Raw genomic sequence first — 16,510 nt, 5'->3', positions numbered from 1 at the left:
CTAGCGGGCCTGCTTTACCTTGGCCGCCGCCTCGACAAACGACTTCCACAGGTTAAAGTCGGTCTCGAGCGTCTGCCAGGTGTACTCGGGATGCCATTGCACGCCCAGGCAGAAAGGCTGGCCTTCGACCTCGATGCACTCGGGAACGCCGTCGGTTGCCTTGGCGACCAAGCGCGTGCTCTTACCCAGACGCTCGACGCAGCAGTGGTGTGCGGAGTTGGTCTGGATAAGCCTGTGCCCGCCAACCGCGCGCTCCAGAAGCGAGCCCGGCACGACCTCGACGGGATGCACGGGGTCGTTGAGCACGTGGGTATGGCGCCACTGCGTGCGGCCCTCGCGCGCGCCCAGGCTCGGTACGTCCATGCACAGGGTGCCGCCAGTGGCGACATTGAGCAGCTGCGTGCCGCGGCAGGTGGTAAAGAGCGGCTTTTTGGCGCGGAGCACCTCGTCGACCAGCTTAAACTCAAAGCTATCGCGGATCTCGCAGCAGAGGGTGGGGTCGTAGGGTCGATCATCGCCCCAACGTTTGGGATTGACATCGGGGCCGCCGGGAATGGCGATGCCGTCGGCGATATCAACGTAATGACGGATAACATCAATGTCCTCGGTGATGGACATCTGCAGCGGCAGGCCGCCAGCGGCAAGGATGGCATCGACAAAGACACTGGCGATTTCCTCGTTGGGGGAGAGCGTTTCGCTCAAAAACGGCTTTGCCTCTTCCCAACGCGGCGCGACGAGGATGAGCGGGCGGTCGGCGGGGGCAACGTCGACGTGCGGGGTATAGGACGAGGAAGTACGTGTTCCGATCATGGGTGCTGCTTTCGAATCTGAAGGTGACAGGGCGCATGAGAGACGTGGGACAACACTTTCAATGGATTTGTCCCACGGGGTTGCTGGTTAGTGGCCCTTGATGGAGTTGAGGAAGTCCTGGGCGCGCTTGGTCTGGGGGTGGTCGAAGAACTCGTCGGGCGTGCCGGTTTCCACGATTTGGCCGTCGGCCATAAACACGACGCGGTCGGCCACGCGGCGGGCAAAGTTCATCTCATGCGTAATGACGATCATCGTCATGCCCTGCTGGGCCAGACGGACCATGACCTCGAGCACCTCGTTGATCATCTCGGGGTCAAGGGCGCTCGTGGGCTCATCAAAAAGCATGGCCTTGGGTTGCATGGCAAGCGAGCGGGCGATGGCTACGCGCTGCTGCTGGCCGCCCGAGAGCTGTGCGGGCACCTTATCGGCCTGTTCGGCAACGCCCACGCGGCCCAGCAGGTCCATGGCGCGCTCGCGGGCCTCGTCCTTGGAGACGCCCAGCACGTCGACCGGTCCCAGCATGACGTTCTGCAGCACGGTCATATGTGCGAACAGGTTGAACTGCTGAAATACCATGCCCAGCTCGGCACGCATACGGGCAAGGTCCTTGCCTTCCTGCGGCAGGGGCTCGCCCTCGATGAGGATCTCGCCCGAGTCGATGGTTTCCAAGCGGTTGATGGTTCGGCACATGGTCGACTTGCCCGAGCCCGAGGGGCCGATCACGACGACGACCTCGCCGCGGTCGACCGAGAGATTGATGTCGTTGAGGACGTGCAGATCGCCATAGTGCTTATCGACGTGCCTGAGCTCGATCAGCGGCTGATTGCCGGTGGAAGAGGTGCTCTGTGCCATGGTGCTCGGCTCCTTATGACTGGAAATGGTAAAGCGTTAGCGGATGATGGTCGCGCCGGTCTTGTGCGAAACGTAGACAGCGGCCTTGTTGATCGCGACGTTGATGAGGATGTAGATGACCGCGATTACCAGGTAGACCGACACGAGGGCGTCGTAGTTGGTAATGAGCACGCGGGCATTTTGCATGAGGTCGGGGTAGCTCACCACGTAGGCGACGGTGGTGTCTTTGACTACGACCACAAGCTGCGAAATCAACGACGGAATGATAAACCGAATCGCCTGCGGCAGCACGATTTTAAAGGTGATTTTAGCTTTGGAGAGACCGAGCGCTTGGGCTGCCTCGACCTGCCCGCGCGGCACGGCGTTGACGCCCGCGCGAAAGATCTCGGCCAGCACGCCGGCTGCAGCGAGCGCGACGGGGAGCGTGAGCATCCAAAACGACGGCAGCGCAATTTTGTACTGAGGCAGCACCAAAAAGAAGAAGTAGATGAACAGCAGGCTCGGTACGCCGCGGAAGAAATCGGTGAGCACGCGGCAGACCAGCTGCAGCGGCTTAATGTCGCTGGTGCGGCCGAGCATAAGGGCTAGGCCCAACACCAGCGCGATGGCGCCAGCGGTGAGTGCGACTTTAACGGTGCCCTCAAAGCCGGCAAGCAGGAACTTCCAGGTGGTGAGGTGCGTAAAGAAATACCAATAGTGGACCGAAAGCTGACCGGTCACATAAAAGCGCTGCAACACGAGGACGGCGAGCGCGGCGACGGCAACAAGCGAGATAGCGGTGCCGATGCGAATCTTGGCGCGCATCTTGGGACCGGGGGCCTCGTAGAGCGCATCGCGCATGGTGAGCGCGGAGGTGGAATGCTTGCTCATCGGAGGATCCTCACCTTCTTATCGATGTAGTTGCCAATGTGGCTCACCACAAAGGCCGTGCCCAGGTAGCCGAGCGCCGAGATAAAGAACGCGGCGACGCCGCCGAGCGAGCGCGTGTTGATGTAGCTCACCACGCCGGTGAGCTCCTGAGGTTGAAGCGGTACCTGGCTGCCGAGTGCGGTGGTGAGCATGACGGCGATAAAGAGGTTGGTCATGGGCAGCACGCTCGAGCGCAGCGCCTGCGGAATCACGATCTTGGCGAGGATACGGCTGAAGCTCATGCCGAGCGAGCGCGCGGCTTCCACCTGGCCGACGCCGACGGTGTTGATGCCGCTCATAAAGTTCTCGGAGCCAAAGGCCGAGCCCAAAAGGACCGTGGCGACGATAACGCAGGTGCGGTAGGGCAGGACGACCTTGAGCGGCGGCAGCGCATAGACGACGATGATAAGCAGCGCGATGCCGGGGATGTTACGGAAGACCTGAACATACAGGTCGCCAAAAATGCGCAGCGGCTTGAGCGGCGACACGCGCATCACGGTGACAGCGACGGCCAGCACCATGGCGATGGCAAACGACTCAAGCGTCATGCCCCAGGTTGCTAGCAGCGCGTCGATATAGTTCTGGCCATAGAGCGACCAGAGCTCGGAGAGACTCATGCGGACCTCCCGCCGATAAGGAAAGGGGCTCCCGTGTGTACGGAAGCCCCGACAACTCAGTGTGGAAACAGTTTAGCGCAATAAAGCGCATCGTGCGTTTCCGTATGGTTTCGTAGCGGCCGTTACTGGGCTCGCTGTCTAGGCGCCGATCTCGGGCAGCTCGGGAACGTTGGTGTCGCCCGTGCGATCGCCGATGCAGATCTGCCACAGCTCGGTCCAGGTGCCATCGTCCTCGATTTTCTTAAGGAAGTCGTTGACAAAGGCGACGCCGTCGGAATCGAGCGGCAGGCCGATGCCGTAGGGCTCTTTGCTGCCGAAGGGCTTGCCGGCGATCTTGTACTTACCGGGCTCGCGGACCAGGGCGCTCTGCTGCATGTTGTTGTCGATGACGTAGGCGTCAACGCGGCCCTGCTGAAGTGCCTGGCGGGCCTCCTCGTCGGTCTTGAACTCCTGCTGGCCGGCCTTGGGGGCGAACTCCTCCAGGATGGCGGGGCCGTTGGAGCCGGACTGGACGGCGACGTTCTTGTCGGCCAGGTCGTCGACGCTCTTGATGTCGTCGTTGTCGGCGAGCACCAGGATAGCCTGCTGGGTGTAGTAGTAGGGACCGGCAAAGGAGACAAGCTTCTTGCGCTCATCGGTAATGGTGTAGGTGGCAAAGACGGCATCGACCTGGCCGTTCTGCAGGACGGACTCACGCGTGTCCGAGGTCACCTGGGTGATCTCGACCTTGTTCTCGCCCAGAATGTAGTTGGACAGGAGCTGCGCGATGCCGGCGTCGAAGCCACGGGTCTTGCCGTCCTTCTCGTTGAGGAGGGAGAAGAGCGTGGAGGTCTGAACGCCACCGATCTTAAAGACGCCGGCGTCCTTGACGGCCGTGGCCCAGGTGCTGGCGGCGATGGCGTCATCATCGGCCTTGGGGCCGTTGTCGACGAGCTTGTCGAATGCCTTGGCATCGAGCGTGGTGGAAGCCTCGGTGTCCTCGGGGCTCTTGGAGGAGCCGGCGGCGGAACCCTTGTCGGCCTCGGCGCTGGTGTCGGAGCAGCCGGCAAGACCAAGGCCGGCGACGGTTGCAAAGGTGGCGGCGATGAAGCCGCGACGGTCGAAAACGACCTGCTGGGAGAGGTTCTTGCTCATGGTAGAACACCTTTCTCAATAAAATCCCTAGCGGTTGAATAGAGTTATACCCTATCGCGCTCAAATGGGTCAACACGAAATAACTCAGAAACATACTTACCTTATGGGTAATTCTACCTACCAAAAAGGGACAGGTTTATTTTGGCAGGTTTTATCTGGGCAAACGTCAGTTATTGCAGCTGAGATAGCGTTTTGCGGACGACATGGTCGCTCGCGGCGGTCGCTATAATGGCGGCAACGCGACATATATAAGTAAGGAGATCGCGTATGAACGGCTATTCGTTTTTCGCGCCGACCATGACTTAAAACTACCACAAAGGGGACGGGCACCTTTGTGGTGATTCTTGCAGATGTGGCGGCCTGCCTCGCTGTTTTGTCTCAATCTGTAACATCTGCAGCCATTTTTGCCGAGTAACTGTTACAGATTGAGATTTTCTCTTTAGGGGGACTTGAGTGTCTCGATCTGTAACATCTGGATGGACAAAAGGTCTCTATCTGTTACAGATTGAGACAAACAACAGGGGCAAAGACGGTTTGTCTAGATCTGTAACAATTGGGCGAGGATTTGTCCTCTAGGTGTTACAGATCGAGACAATTGAGTTGGGAAAATAAAAACCTCCGCAGGGGTGCTTCCCTTGCGGAGGTTTTTCTACTCGTTCAGCAGGCGTACTGCTTCGGCGGCCATATTCTCAACCGTCATGCCGTTCTGAGCAAGCAACTCGTTGGGGTCGTAGCGGTCGGGAAAGCCCTTGGCGATGCCAAAGGTGCGCGTGCGCACGGGCGTGCAGGACAAGTAGCACGCGACGCGCTCGCCCCAGCCACCGTCCAAGATGCCGTCCTCGAGGGTGACGACAACGCGATGCTCGGCGGCGAGGCCATCGAGAGACTCGCGGTCAAGCTCGGTTGCAAAGCGCGGGTTGACGAGCGTGGCCTCTATGCCGTATTCGGCAGCCAAGCGGTTTGTCACGCGCTCGCCCAGCTCAAAGAAATCGCCAAGCGCGAGCACGGCAACGTCGCGGCCCTGACGCACCACGTCGTAGCGAACGGCGCTGTAGTCGGTGTCCTCGGCGGGCGCCAAATCGGGGCGGCTAACCAGGCCAATGCCCGGAACGCGGATCGCCACGGGATGCTCGCGGTGGTCGAGCGACCAGCTCAGCATGGACAGGTATTCCTCCATGCAGGCCGGTGCCAGATAGCGCATGTTGGGAAGTCCGCCCAGCATGGATAAATCAAAGAACGAGAGGTGCGTCTCGGATGTGGTGCCAAAGATCGACGCGCCAAACACCAGGATGGTTGCGGGGGTGTCGTTGAGGCACAGGTCGTGCCACAACTCGTCGTAGGCGCGCTGTAAAAACGTGCCGTACACACCAAAGACTGGCTTGGCGCCCGAGCGCGCAAGCGCGGTGGCAAAGGTCACGGCGTGCTCCTCGGCAATGCCCACATCGACGAACTGTTTGCCGGCCGCGGCGCGAAGCTCGGGTGTAAAGCCCATGATGTAGGGCGTGGCGGCCGTGATGCCCACGACCTGTGGATCGCGCTCGATGGCGGCGCTGAGCGCCTCGCCCGTAATGTCTGCATAGGTGCGCGGCGCAGGCTCGCTCGGATGGCCCGGGCAGAGCTTGCGCCCAGTAGTCATGTCAAACGGACCCACATGGTGCCAGCGCTCGGGGTCGCTCTGGGCCGGCTCAAAGCCCTTGCCCTTGGCGGTGGAGACGTGCAGCACGATGGGATGATCGATATTGCGCAGTTCCTGCAGCGCGTCGACGAGGGCCAACACATCGTTACCGGCGTCCAGATAGCGGTAGTCGAGCCCCATCGCGCGGAAAACGTTGCGCTCACAGGCGCCGTTGCTGGCGCGCAGCTCGGCCAGATTGCGATACAGGCCGCCATGGTTTTCGGCGATGGACTGGTCGTTATCGTTGACGATGATGATCAAGTTGCTGTCGAGCTCGGCGGCGTTGTTGAGGCCCTCAAACGCCAGGCCGCCCGAAAGCGAACCGTCGCCAATGATGGTAATGACGTTGTACGCGTCACCCGCCAGGTCGCGCGCGTGGGCAAGGCCGCAGCCCAGGCTCACCGACGTGGAGGTATGGCCCATGGCGAACAGGTCGTGCTCGGACTCGTCGGGATTGGCAAAGCCAGAAGCCTCACCATAACGATCCGGATCGATATAGGTGTACGCGCGCCCCGTCAGCGCCTTGTGGGCGTAGGTCTGGTGCGAAACGTCAAAGACAATCTTGTCGATGGGGGAGTTAAACACGCGATGAAGCGCAACTGTAAGCTCAACGATGCCCAGGTTGGGAGCAACGTGCCCACCGACGGCGGCGGAGCTTTCGAGGATTGCCTGGCGGATCTCGCCGCAGAGCAGCGGAAGCTCGGCGCGGTCGAGAGCCTTGACGTCCTCGGGCGTTGTCGTTTGCGTAAGCAGCATCGTTGTGGGTTACTCCATGCGAATCGAGCGCCGGCGCTCCCTCGGCCGGCACAATTGCACAAAACAGTCTCGCACATTTTGGCGTTTGATATGTGACGGCGGCGCGGTAATTCGCCAACTGGTGGGGCGAAACGTTTTGTCCGATGCCATACTGGTAGATTCGATGATGATTAATTCAATGCGTGCAGGCTGTGGCTTGTCGCCGTGAGTCGCTGGAAGGAGGCAGCATGTCCGATGTCGTTCGTGCCGAGAAAATCGCGTGCGAAGTAGACCATGCTGCCCGTCAACTGGCGCAGGCGGGCCGTCTGGACCTGACGCGCGAGTTTATCCAGCATGGCGATGTGACGGTCTATGCACATGTGACTTCGGTAGCGCGGGCGAGCCTGTCCTTTGCCGAGCGCTTGGGCCGTGTCGGTATCTCCGTCGACCGCGCCTCGTTGCTGCGCGGGGCCCTGCTGCACGATTACTTTCTTTATGACTGGCACGATCCCGACCCAAGCCATCGCCTGCACGGATTTCGGCATCCGTTTTTTGCCCTGGCGCGTGCGGAGGAAGATTTTGAGCTGACGTCGCGCGAGCGGAATATTATCGTGCGGCATATGTTTCCGCTGGTGCCGGTGCCGCCGACGTGTCGTGAGGCATGGATTGTGTGCCTGGCGGATAAATGGTGTGCTCTGCGCGAGACGGTCGCCGGCCGTCTGCCGCGCAAGGACGGCGCGAACGATTTGAGCGAGGGCTCGAGCGACGGCTCGAGCAAAGATTCGAGTGAAAAGAGGAGAGGGTAGACGGTGGGGACCGCGATCGACATGGCATTTGACGGCGCGACGCTTGCCGCCTGTCCGCTCTCGGCACTGGTGCTCTCGTTTGCCTTTTACGGGTTTTGCGGTTGGGCATGGGAGTCGACAGTCTGCGCCATGCTCAACCAAGGACGCTTTGCCAACAGCGGATTCTTGCTGGGGCCGTGTTGCCCTATCTATGGTGTGGGCGGCATAGCCTGCTGGCTTTTGCTGCGCGGGATTCCGGATGCCTCGAGCCAATTTGTCGCCGCGGCGCTTGTGTGCAGTGTAATCGAGTACAGTGTGGGCCTTCTTTTGGAAAAAACAACGGGCGCACGCTTTTGGGACTATTCGCACCTGCCGTTTAACTTGCACGGACGTATCTGCCTGTACTGGGCCTGCGCGTTTGGCCTGGGCGCGTTGTGCATTTGTCGTTTAGTGGAGCCGGCATTGCTGGGACTGCTTGGCCATCTGCCGGTGCTGATTGTGCGGCTGTCCGCCTTTATCGTCGCGGTCGCGATGATGGTCGACGCGGTGTGCTCTTTGGCCAGTTGGCGTCGCCTGTCCGATCAGCTGGAGCGTGTGCGCGCCGACCTTGCCGACCGCATCAATGAGTCGCTTGCCGATGCCTCGGACTCCATGCTCGAACGTATTCCCGATTCGACGATCGACTCGGTAGCGCAGACGCATATCCGTAGCCGCGCCGTTAACGCGTGGCTGGCCGAGTTGGGCGACGCGGCGCTCGATGCCCTTCGTGAGAAGGCTTCGATGCCGACGTTTATCTCGGATGGTGCTCGCGGCCTGGCGCTTGCCGCCCGCCGCGTGGCCGATGCCGCGCCGAGCATGCCGCGTCCGTCGCTCAGTCGTCGCCTTGCCGGTAAGCGCATGAGCCGTCCGGTGCCGAGTGTGTCGCTCAGCCGTCGCGACCTGCGCTTCTTCAATGCTTTCCCGCGCTTGCGCATCAATCGCTACGAGGGCGTCATTCGAGCAACTAATCTCCGCGACCGCGCTCACGAGCTGTTTCGGCGCTAGCCGGGACGGGCACGCTCACGGCTCCCTTGCTCGCGTATTTCCCGTTCGTTTCGCGCCCGTTGCCGTGCCGTTTCCAAGATTGCGGCACCGTTTCCATTCGACAACGCAGCGTTTAACAACGCCGTATCTGGTCTACACCAGTTGCCCCTCGGCCGCATTATGGGCGCCGACAACGTTCATGCGACCAAAGGGGAGCGAATGTACGATACGGGATCGACAACGTTTATGCTCATCTGTACCATGCTCGTGTTTTTAATGACACCGGGTCTGGCGTTTTTCTATGGCGGCCTGTCCAGGCGCAAAAATGTCATCAACACCATGCTTATGTGCTTTGGCGCCATTGGCCTGGTTGGTGTGCTGTGGATTGTTGCCGGCTGGTCGCTGGCCTACGGCGGCGACGGCTCGAGCCCGTTTATTGGAGGCCTTGACCAGCTGCTGTGCTTGCCGGTGCTCAACCAGGTGCTGCAGGCGGCCGAGGGCAATGCTGCGGACGGTGCCGTCTACCCTCAAATCATCAACATCGCCTTCCAAATGGCGTTTGCCATGATCACGGCTGCTATCGTCACGGGCAGCCTGGCCGGCCGCGTTAAGTTTGGTGCGATGACGGCCTTCCTGGGCATTTGGCTGCTCGTGGTCTATGCGCCGCTCGCCCACATGGTCTGGGGCGGTGAGGGTTCCTTTATCGGCGACATCATCGGCGCGCTCGACTTTGCGGGCGGCGACGTGGTGCACATCTCGTCCGGTCTGACGGGCCTGATTCTCTGTTTAATGCTTGGCCGTCGTCGCGGCTTTGGCATGGTGAGCTACCGCCCGCATAACGTTCCGTTTGTGGCGCTGGGCGCCGGCCTGCTTTGGTTTGGCTGGTTTGGCTTTAACGGCGGCAGCGAGTTTAAGGCCGACGCCGTGGCCGCGCTCGCCATCCTCAACACCGTGGCGGCCAGCGCGGCGGGCATGGTCTCGTGGCTTGTCGTCGAGCGCGTGCGCACCGGTCGCCCCACGCTGGTGGGTGCCAGCACCGGTCTGGTTGCGGGCCTTGTGGTGGTCACGCCGGGTGCGGGCTTTGTCGAGCCGTGGGCAGCGCTGGTCATGGGCCTGATAGTATCGCCTGTCTGCTACCTGGCCATTAGCCATCTTAAGACCAAGTTTGGCTACGACGATGCGCTCGACGCGTTTGGCTGCCACGGCATCGGCGGCATCTTGGGCGGCGTGCTCACGGGCCTATTCTGCGTGCCTGAGCTCTCGTGGACCGGTAAGGGCGGTCTGTTCTACACGGGCGACGTGTCGCTGCTCATCTCGCAGATCTTGGGCATTGTGGTGACGGTCGCTCTTGTACTGGTGCTCGATTTGGTGATCGCCGCGGTGGTCAAGGCGCTCTTCCACGGTAGCCTGCGCGTGGACGAGGCAGACGAGGCGCTGGGCTTGGATGCGAGTCAGCACGGCGAGAGCGCGTATCCCTCGTTCTCCGGGCTCGATTAGCAGCTTCCCCAAGCACCGCACCTTGCCGTTCAATCGTCGCTCACGTACTTAAGTACGCTTCGCTCCTCTTTCACGGCAATCTGCGGCACTTGGGAAACCTGCTAAGACCAGTCAGTTGAACTTTCTGAGTTTTTATTATGTATTTCAGATACTAAGATTTATTTTTAGTCGTTGATAGGTCGAGCACTTATTGTGATGTTTAACTAAGCGTTATCCAGTGAATTGATGTTTGTTCAGGTGACAAAAAATGTTTGCCGTTGAAAAATGCCTCTACCCGAAGGCCGACGGGGGAACGATGGACGGCTGGATCATCAACCATCCGGACGCCTACCCCTTCTGGGCCAACAAGTTCCTCCACAAGATGAACATGGGCTCGCCCCAGACGGCGAGGCAGTACGCCTACAAGCTGTGCAAGTACCTCAACTACCTGCAGGACTGCTGGCACATCGGCTACGCCGACGCGACCGCCAAGCACCTCGCCGGCTTCCTGCGCTTCCTGCAGTTCGGAAACGTCATCCCGTTCGTCGGCGCAGTGGAGGGAAAGAGGTCCGGCTTCACCGTCAGGGGCTACTACACGGTCGTGGCCAGCTTCTACACCTTCCTGCGCTCCCAGGGCAGGGAGGTCAAGATGGAGGTCGCAGAGGAGCGAAGTGGGGAGAACCCGCACTCCTTCCTCTACGGCCAGGGAATCGTGACCACGTCGCCGCGCTATGTCGCCGAGACGTCCTTCGTCAGCGGCAAGCCTCCTGTGGACTACGAGAAGTGGTACACGGACGAGCAGGTCGACGCCATCCTCAGCAACTTCCGCACCTACCGCGACAAGGCGGTCTTCTCCCTCTCGCTCGACGGCCTTCGCATCGACGAGATCCTCTCCGCCCAGATCGACCTCTACCGCGCAGACGAGGGCACCTTGAAGCTGTTCCGCAGCAAGGGCAGGCGCGAGGGCGAGGGGCGCGTCTGCGTCTTGTCGGAGCGCTCGCGGCGCCTGCTGGAGGAGTACCTCTACAACGAGCGCAGCGCCGTCGAGGGGAAGCTGATCGATTCCGGAGTGCTCGTACCGACCGAGATCTTCCTGAACCTGCGCGAGCGCGAGGGCAGCTTCGGCAAGCCGATGGCCTACCACAACGCGCTCGAGATCATCAAGCGCGCCGCCAAGCACGCCGGCCTCGACCCCGCCAAGGTGCGCACCCACTCCGGCAGGAGCACGAAGATGGAGGAGCTCCTCAGGCAGCAGGCCCTAGACCCCGCCTCCCTCACCGACAACCAGATCCTGGACATCATGGGCTGGAAGAGCATGGAGTCTGCCGAGCCCTACAAGAACAGGCAGGACAGGGTGACCGCCGTCGAGAACTGGAAGAGGCTCGAAGCAGCCAAGGAGAAGAGGCGCGCCGATGATCAGGCAACCTGAGGAGGCGCTCGAGCACATCAGGGACAACTCCGGGGGTGCGAAGCGCAGCAACAACTACACCCATGTCGCAGACACGGCGACGGTGAGCGACTTTGCTGCCTTGGCCGCCTGCGTGGAGTCGCGCACGCCGCTGCCCTCCTGCGAGGGCCTGGAGGAGTCGCTGAAGGGGACATATAGCTATGGGACCCTGTGTCGTCTTGCCCTGACCTCCATGTTCTCGGAGGAGGAGCTGAGCGACTACTTCCTCGACGTGCTCGTCTCCATGCACGAGGACGAGGAAGCCTGGGAAAAGCCCGGCATAAAGAAGCTCTGCAAGGTGATAACCGGGTTGACCTACCAGGTCAGGGACCGCGTTAACCCCCTGATACGTATCTTTGGCGAGACGTACATGGAGCGCTTCTACACCTATCACCGCTTCCCGGTGCAGATCGGGGACCGCGCCGTCGAGGCCATCAATCATCGGGAACCCCTTGCAGCGGTCCGCGAGGAGTTCAACGGAAGATACTTCAGAAGAGCTCACGACTCCTTCCTGATGTGGCTCGACAACTGTGTTGTCGAGGAGATCGGCGAGGAGGAGTTCGCGGCGTATGTGCGCGACATGGCAGAGAAGTATGCCTCGGGGCTGTCCGATCGCAACTACCGACACTTCACCTACCCGCGCCTGACCGCGTACATCTTCGGGTTCTCCTGGCGCCCTGTCGGGAGGTACCGAAAGCACAGAGAGAGGGGGCACGGCAAGCGGTGGGACTATCGCAGGCTGCATGAAGTAATCGCTAGGGAGATGTTGCCCTACACGTACGCTGCGTACGCTACGACCTCTAACCGGACCACCGTATATGAATTCCTAGATCTCAGCGCGGAGGAACGCGCCTATTACGACGAGAAAGCTGTGCGGGTTGACAAGAGCTCCGTCCCTGCTGGACTGCTTGTCGCAGGTGACTCCCAGTTGCCGGCACCGGAACTGCCAGGCGGCGTCAGCTTCGAGGAGCTCCTGGGCGCATACGATGCGTTCTTCGCCGGCAGGTACCTGGCCCCCGACTCTCCGAGGGGGCCGATCTTGCCCCTCCACAGATTCCGTCGCGACTTCAAGGAGCATTTGGAAGACGAGGACGTGAGGAAGTTCGCGGCGTTCAAGAAGGTGCGGCAGACCCCCACCCTCGCAAACGCTTTTGGCGAGCACCTGGAGAACAAGATCGCCGGCCTGCGCAGGTTCATGTTCGACGGCAACGCCGACGAGGTGGCCAGCGACAAGTCGGAGGTGTGGTTCTACTTCCCCAAGGGGGAGACGTTCTCAGGCAGGCGGTTCGACTTCTCCGTGCTGGACGGGACGGGTTTGTTCCAGCAGGATGCGAGGGAGTATCTGAGGTTCCTCTACCAGGATGCATGCCAACGCGCGAGCTCTGACCATCGCGCGTTGGCGCGCATCCCGGCTGCGATGGCCGATCTGCTAACCGTGCTCTCCTTCCTCGTCGGCGAATACGGCATCACCTGCCCAGAGGACGTGGGCGAGCTGCATGTCCTCGCCGCGCTCTCGCATATGAGCAAGGAGGGCTATGCACCCGGCACGCTCAAGCATCATCTGACCAGCTGCAGGAGGTTCTTCCGGCACCTCGTCGCTCGCGGGCGCCTTGACACGGACCCGACCGCGAACCTGACGGTCAGGAGCGGTTCTGACTACTCGAGGGCGACCCCGGAGATCCCCGAGGACATCCTGGTGTTCCTCGAGGAGCACGTCGACGAGCTTGGGTCGAGCGCCTGCAGGCTGATGCTCAAGCTCGCAATGGAGACCGGGTGGCGCCTCTCCGATATCAAGAGCATCCGCGTCGAGGACATCACGGCCGAGGACCCCGCCAGCGGCATGCCGCAGGTGAGGGCGAGGTCCCCCAAGACCGCGGCATCCAGGATCAAGCGGCGCCTCGGCGACAAGATCTTCGCCGTCATCTCGCCAGGGCTCCACGGCGAGATCGAGGCCTACATCGAGGAGACCTCCGCCCTCAGGGAGATGTACGGGGTCGAGACGCTCTTCTTCTGCATCACCAACGGGGTTAAGACCGAGTTCCCCGCGACGACCTTCAACGGAGCGATCAACAGGCTGCTCGAGCGGTACGGCATGCAGTCGATCGACGAGAGTTACGACACGTTTTGCTCCAGGCAGACGCGCAAGACGGTCGCCGTCGAGCTCATCACGTCGGGTGCCACGCTTACAGACGTGCAAAAGCAGCTCGGCCACGTCGACCACAGAACCACCGAGCGCGTCTACGCCGAGGTGAGGATGAGGAGGCTCGCAGAGCTGAACAGCGAGTTCTTCCAGCAGAAGTTCAACCTCCTGATCGAGAGCGGCAGGCTCGACCTGTACACGGAGGAGGAGCGCCGCTGGCTCTACGTCGACTTCTGCACCAACCGCCGCAACGTGGAGCTGGGCGTGTGCTCAAAGCACCCCTCGGAGGGCAGGTGCGCCGACCTCGGCAACATCAGCTGCGCGTCCTGCCCCAAGCTGTGCACGGGAAGGGCCTTCCAAGCACGCTGGCAGGAGCTCTACGAGGACTCGTCGAGGCTGCTGGCGCAGTTCGAGGCCAAGTACGCGGAGCTGGACATCCCGATGGACGAGTACGAGGGCTACACCGAGTACGCGCAGGAGAGAACCCTGAACGAGCGCTACAGGGCCGTGCTCGACGCTATTGAGGAGGGAACGCAACATGCCTGACAGCCTGCTCTTCCCCACATCCGGGTCCGCGGCCCTCGAGCCAGTCGTCCTCTCCAACACCGTGTCCGTCACCGACGAGCAGGCGGCCAGGATGCTCTCAGACTACTGCTCTGCCTCGAGCTTCAGCGACGACGTCTGGCAAGCCGACAAGGTGAAGCCCGACAAGAACGTCAAACCGAGCTCGCGCAACATATATTTCACGGGTATCTCGAACGAACACCTCAAGAAGGAGGCCAAGAGATGGGCGCTGACGAGGCTCGTGAAGGGGCGGGACCCCGCTGCCATCAGCTCAGACATCTGCATGTCCATCAAGCACTGCGCAGACTTCATCCCCGACGATTGCAAGAGCTTCGCAGAAGCCCCGCCGGAGGCGCTCGCCTCCTTCTATGCCTACCTCTTCTCGGGAGAGCGGAAGACCTCCCTGAGAAAGCGCCTGCATTACTGGCACGCTCTCGAGGCATTCGCGAGGGAGTCGGGGTTCACCGACATCAGCTCCGCCATGCAGAGGTTCGTGCTGGAGAGGGCCCCCGCCTACGTCAAGAAGGAGGACAAGTACATCCCCGACGAGGTGGCCGGCCAGCTCGACGTCATCTTCATGAAAGACGGCATCCCGCTGGTCTACAGGTGCCTCTACTGGATGCTGCGCCTGATCCCCAACCGCGCCACGGAGGTCCTCAGCATGACGGTCAGGTGCCTGAAGCGGCTCGACGCGGACACCTACACCCTGACGATCCCGTCGTTCAAGCAAGCGGGACCCTACGTCCCGAGCGACATCAAGCTGATCGAGGTCAGGTACGAGGGCATGGGGAAGCTCCTCGTCGACCTGGTGGCAGCCCAGAGGGACGAGGTGCTGGCGCACCTCGGCGAGAATGCAAGGTGGCTTTTCACCTCGCGGGCCTACAGGCTCATAAGGGACCCGAAGACGGGGGAGAGATGCTATAGGACTCACGGGTCGGCATTCAAGCCGAAGAACCTTGGAAGCTGCAACCGCTTCTTCTCGCGGCTCTGCAAGTGCAGGGGAATCGTCGACGAGCACGGCGAGCCCTACTCCCCGACGACGCACCAGTTCCGCCACAACGCCGTCAGCGACCGCATAAACTCGGGCCTCTTCCGCGCCATCGACCTGCTGCCGCTCACCGCCCACCACAACACCAAGATGATCGAGCAGAGCTACACCCACACCTCCGTCAAGGACCTGCGCAAGGACGACCCCGTCGTGTTCAGGGGCAGGATCATCAACACAGACGACCCCGCGCGCTTCGACAGGATCCTGTCGAAGCCCTTCGCCAAGAGGGTCCACAGGATCGGCCTGTGCTCGGACGCAAGGGGCTGCAGCGCCGACAGGTCGAGGTGCCTCCGCTGCAGCTACCTCGTCCCCGACGCCGGCGACCTCGACTACTATCAAAGCGAGCTCGACGACTGGCGCAGCAAGCAGGAGAAGGCTCTAAGTTGTGGCAACGAGGTCTTCGCCGAGCTCTGCGGTGCTTGGATAGACGCATACGAAACGCTGACCCAGCGCGTGCTGAGCGCTATCAGCGACGAGGACCTGGAGGTCTCTGATGAAGCAGCCCAGTGAGAACATGCAGAGGATGTACGCGGCGAAGCGCGAGAAGACGCTGGCCCTCATCCAGGGGGCCATCGACGAGATCGAAGAGGACCACCGCATCGTCACCAAGAAGGAGCTCATGGCGCTCACGGGGCTGAGCTCGGGGACGTTCAGCCAGCAGCACGTCAAGGAGCTCCTGGCGAAGAACCGGGTCTGCCAGTTCAAGCCGACGGGCAAGGTGAGCCAAGAGGGCAGGCGCGAGCTGAACAAGGACGCCGAGATAACCAGGCTGTCAAGGGAGCTCCAGAGGGCGCAGTCACGCCTGCAGGACCTCGACATCGCCCTCGACAAGAGCAGGAAGCAATCGAGGAAGCTGAAGGAGGAGAACGCGGAGCTCCAGCAACAGCTCCTGCTGCTCCGGGGCAAGTACCAGCAGCTGCTGGAGTACCTGGAGGTGCTGGGGAGCGACCTCTCGGGCATCCCCCTCGCATGACGCGGCCCCGGCCTCGGGCTCCTAGTCGTCGAGGAGGCCGTCGACAAAACGCTCCGGAGCTTGGCTCACGCGGTCGACGTTGTGGGCATAGACCATCGTGGTCGTCAGGTTCGTGTGCCTTGCGAGCGCCTGGGCCTGCTGCAGGCTGGCGCCCCCCAGCAACGCGAACGTCACCGCGCTGTGCCGGAAGCTGTGGGTCGTGAGCCTCTCGCTCATATGACCCAATCCGCTGTCAAGAGCCACAATGGCCCCGCCGACCGCTTGCAATCGGTCGGCGGGGCCTGCCGTTAACCCGTCCCGGTCCGCCCCCGGCATGTCATCG

At 61.6% G+C, this 16,510-nt stretch carries 14 protein-coding genes; 7 read left to right on the top strand and 7 right to left on the bottom strand.

The features are described from left to right. The 6 genes from ACTM82_RS00070 to ACTM82_RS00045 all read right to left on the bottom strand — a co-directional run bounded on the left by ACTM82_RS00070 (window position 1) and on the right by ACTM82_RS00045 (window position 6,753). Window positions 1-810, bottom strand: coding sequence for a gamma-glutamyl-gamma-aminobutyrate hydrolase family protein (locus ACTM82_RS00070; protein ID WP_427728070.1), 810 nt, complete (start codon window positions 808-810; stop codon window positions 1-3). A gap of 87 nt (window positions 811-897) precedes the next feature. Then, complete coding sequence (locus ACTM82_RS00065; protein ID WP_022094659.1) at window positions 898-1,662, bottom strand: amino acid ABC transporter ATP-binding protein; 765 nt, start codon at window positions 1,660-1,662, stop codon at window positions 898-900. Between the two features lie 36 nt (window positions 1,663-1,698). Beyond that, a complete protein-coding gene (locus tag ACTM82_RS00060) occupies window positions 1,699-2,532 on the bottom strand; it encodes an amino acid ABC transporter permease (protein WP_373094275.1) in 834 nt (277 codons plus the stop codon). Beyond that, entirely contained in the window at window positions 2,529-3,188 is a 660-nt protein-coding gene (locus tag ACTM82_RS00055; RefSeq protein ID WP_154514877.1) for an amino acid ABC transporter permease, read from the bottom strand. The genes ACTM82_RS00060 and ACTM82_RS00055 overlap by 4 nt, the downstream gene beginning before the upstream one ends. 138 nt (window positions 3,189-3,326) lie before the next feature. Further along, entirely contained in the window at window positions 3,327-4,322 is a 996-nt protein-coding gene (locus ACTM82_RS00050; protein WP_441054914.1) for a glutamate ABC transporter substrate-binding protein, read from the bottom strand. 649 nt (window positions 4,323-4,971) lie between these two features. Next, a complete protein-coding gene (locus ACTM82_RS00045) occupies window positions 4,972-6,753 on the bottom strand; it encodes a 1-deoxy-D-xylulose-5-phosphate synthase (RefSeq protein WP_441054912.1) in 1,782 nt (593 codons plus the stop codon). Between the two features lie 227 nt (window positions 6,754-6,980). Between ACTM82_RS00045 and ACTM82_RS00040 the strand changes: the two genes are divergently transcribed. The 7 genes from ACTM82_RS00040 to ACTM82_RS00010 all read left to right on the top strand — a co-directional run bounded on the left by ACTM82_RS00040 (window position 6,981) and on the right by ACTM82_RS00010 (window position 16,188). Then, window positions 6,981-7,538: an HD domain-containing protein gene (locus ACTM82_RS00040; RefSeq protein ID WP_441054910.1), complete on the top strand. Its 558-nt coding sequence runs from the start codon at window positions 6,981-6,983 to the stop codon at window positions 7,536-7,538. Between the two features lie 3 nt (window positions 7,539-7,541). Then, window positions 7,542-8,561, top strand: coding sequence for a putative ABC transporter permease (locus ACTM82_RS00035; RefSeq protein WP_441054908.1), 1,020 nt, complete (start codon window positions 7,542-7,544; stop codon window positions 8,559-8,561). Between the two features lie 198 nt (window positions 8,562-8,759). After that, entirely contained in the window at window positions 8,760-10,037 is a 1,278-nt protein-coding gene (locus ACTM82_RS00030; protein ID WP_441054906.1) for an ammonium transporter, read from the top strand. A 247-nt stretch (window positions 10,038-10,284) separates the two neighbouring features. Further along, entirely contained in the window at window positions 10,285-11,445 is a 1,161-nt protein-coding gene (locus ACTM82_RS00025; RefSeq protein ID WP_441054904.1) for a tyrosine-type recombinase/integrase, read from the top strand. Next, the gene (locus ACTM82_RS00020; RefSeq protein ID WP_441054901.1) at window positions 11,429-14,149 is read left to right on the top strand and encodes a tyrosine-type recombinase/integrase; all 2,721 of its coding nucleotides are present in this window, start codon (window positions 11,429-11,431) and stop codon (window positions 14,147-14,149) included. The genes ACTM82_RS00025 and ACTM82_RS00020 overlap by 17 nt, the downstream gene beginning before the upstream one ends. Continuing rightward, window positions 14,142-15,725 carry a hypothetical protein gene (locus tag ACTM82_RS00015; protein WP_441054899.1) on the top strand — a complete coding sequence of 528 codons (1,584 nt, stop codon included), beginning with the start codon at window positions 14,142-14,144 and terminating at the stop codon, window positions 15,723-15,725. Before ACTM82_RS00020 ends, ACTM82_RS00015 begins: the two co-directional genes overlap by 8 nt. Continuing rightward, a complete protein-coding gene (locus tag ACTM82_RS00010) occupies window positions 15,709-16,188 on the top strand; it encodes a DUF6262 family protein (protein ID WP_123219222.1) in 480 nt (159 codons plus the stop codon). The genes ACTM82_RS00015 and ACTM82_RS00010 overlap by 17 nt, the downstream gene beginning before the upstream one ends. A gap of 21 nt (window positions 16,189-16,209) precedes the next feature. Here ACTM82_RS00010 and ACTM82_RS00005 read toward each other — a convergent pair. Beyond that, the coding region (locus tag ACTM82_RS00005; protein WP_441088497.1) for a tyrosine-type recombinase/integrase at window positions 16,210-16,510 on the bottom strand (301 nt) is incomplete at its 5' end.

This window comes from Collinsella sp. HCP3S3_E5, assembly GCF_052067635.1.
Lineage (GTDB): Bacteria > Actinomycetota > Coriobacteriia > Coriobacteriales > Coriobacteriaceae > Collinsella.
The sequence above is the reverse complement of the archived record's forward strand: the minus strand, read 5'-3'. Positions and strand labels throughout refer to the sequence as shown.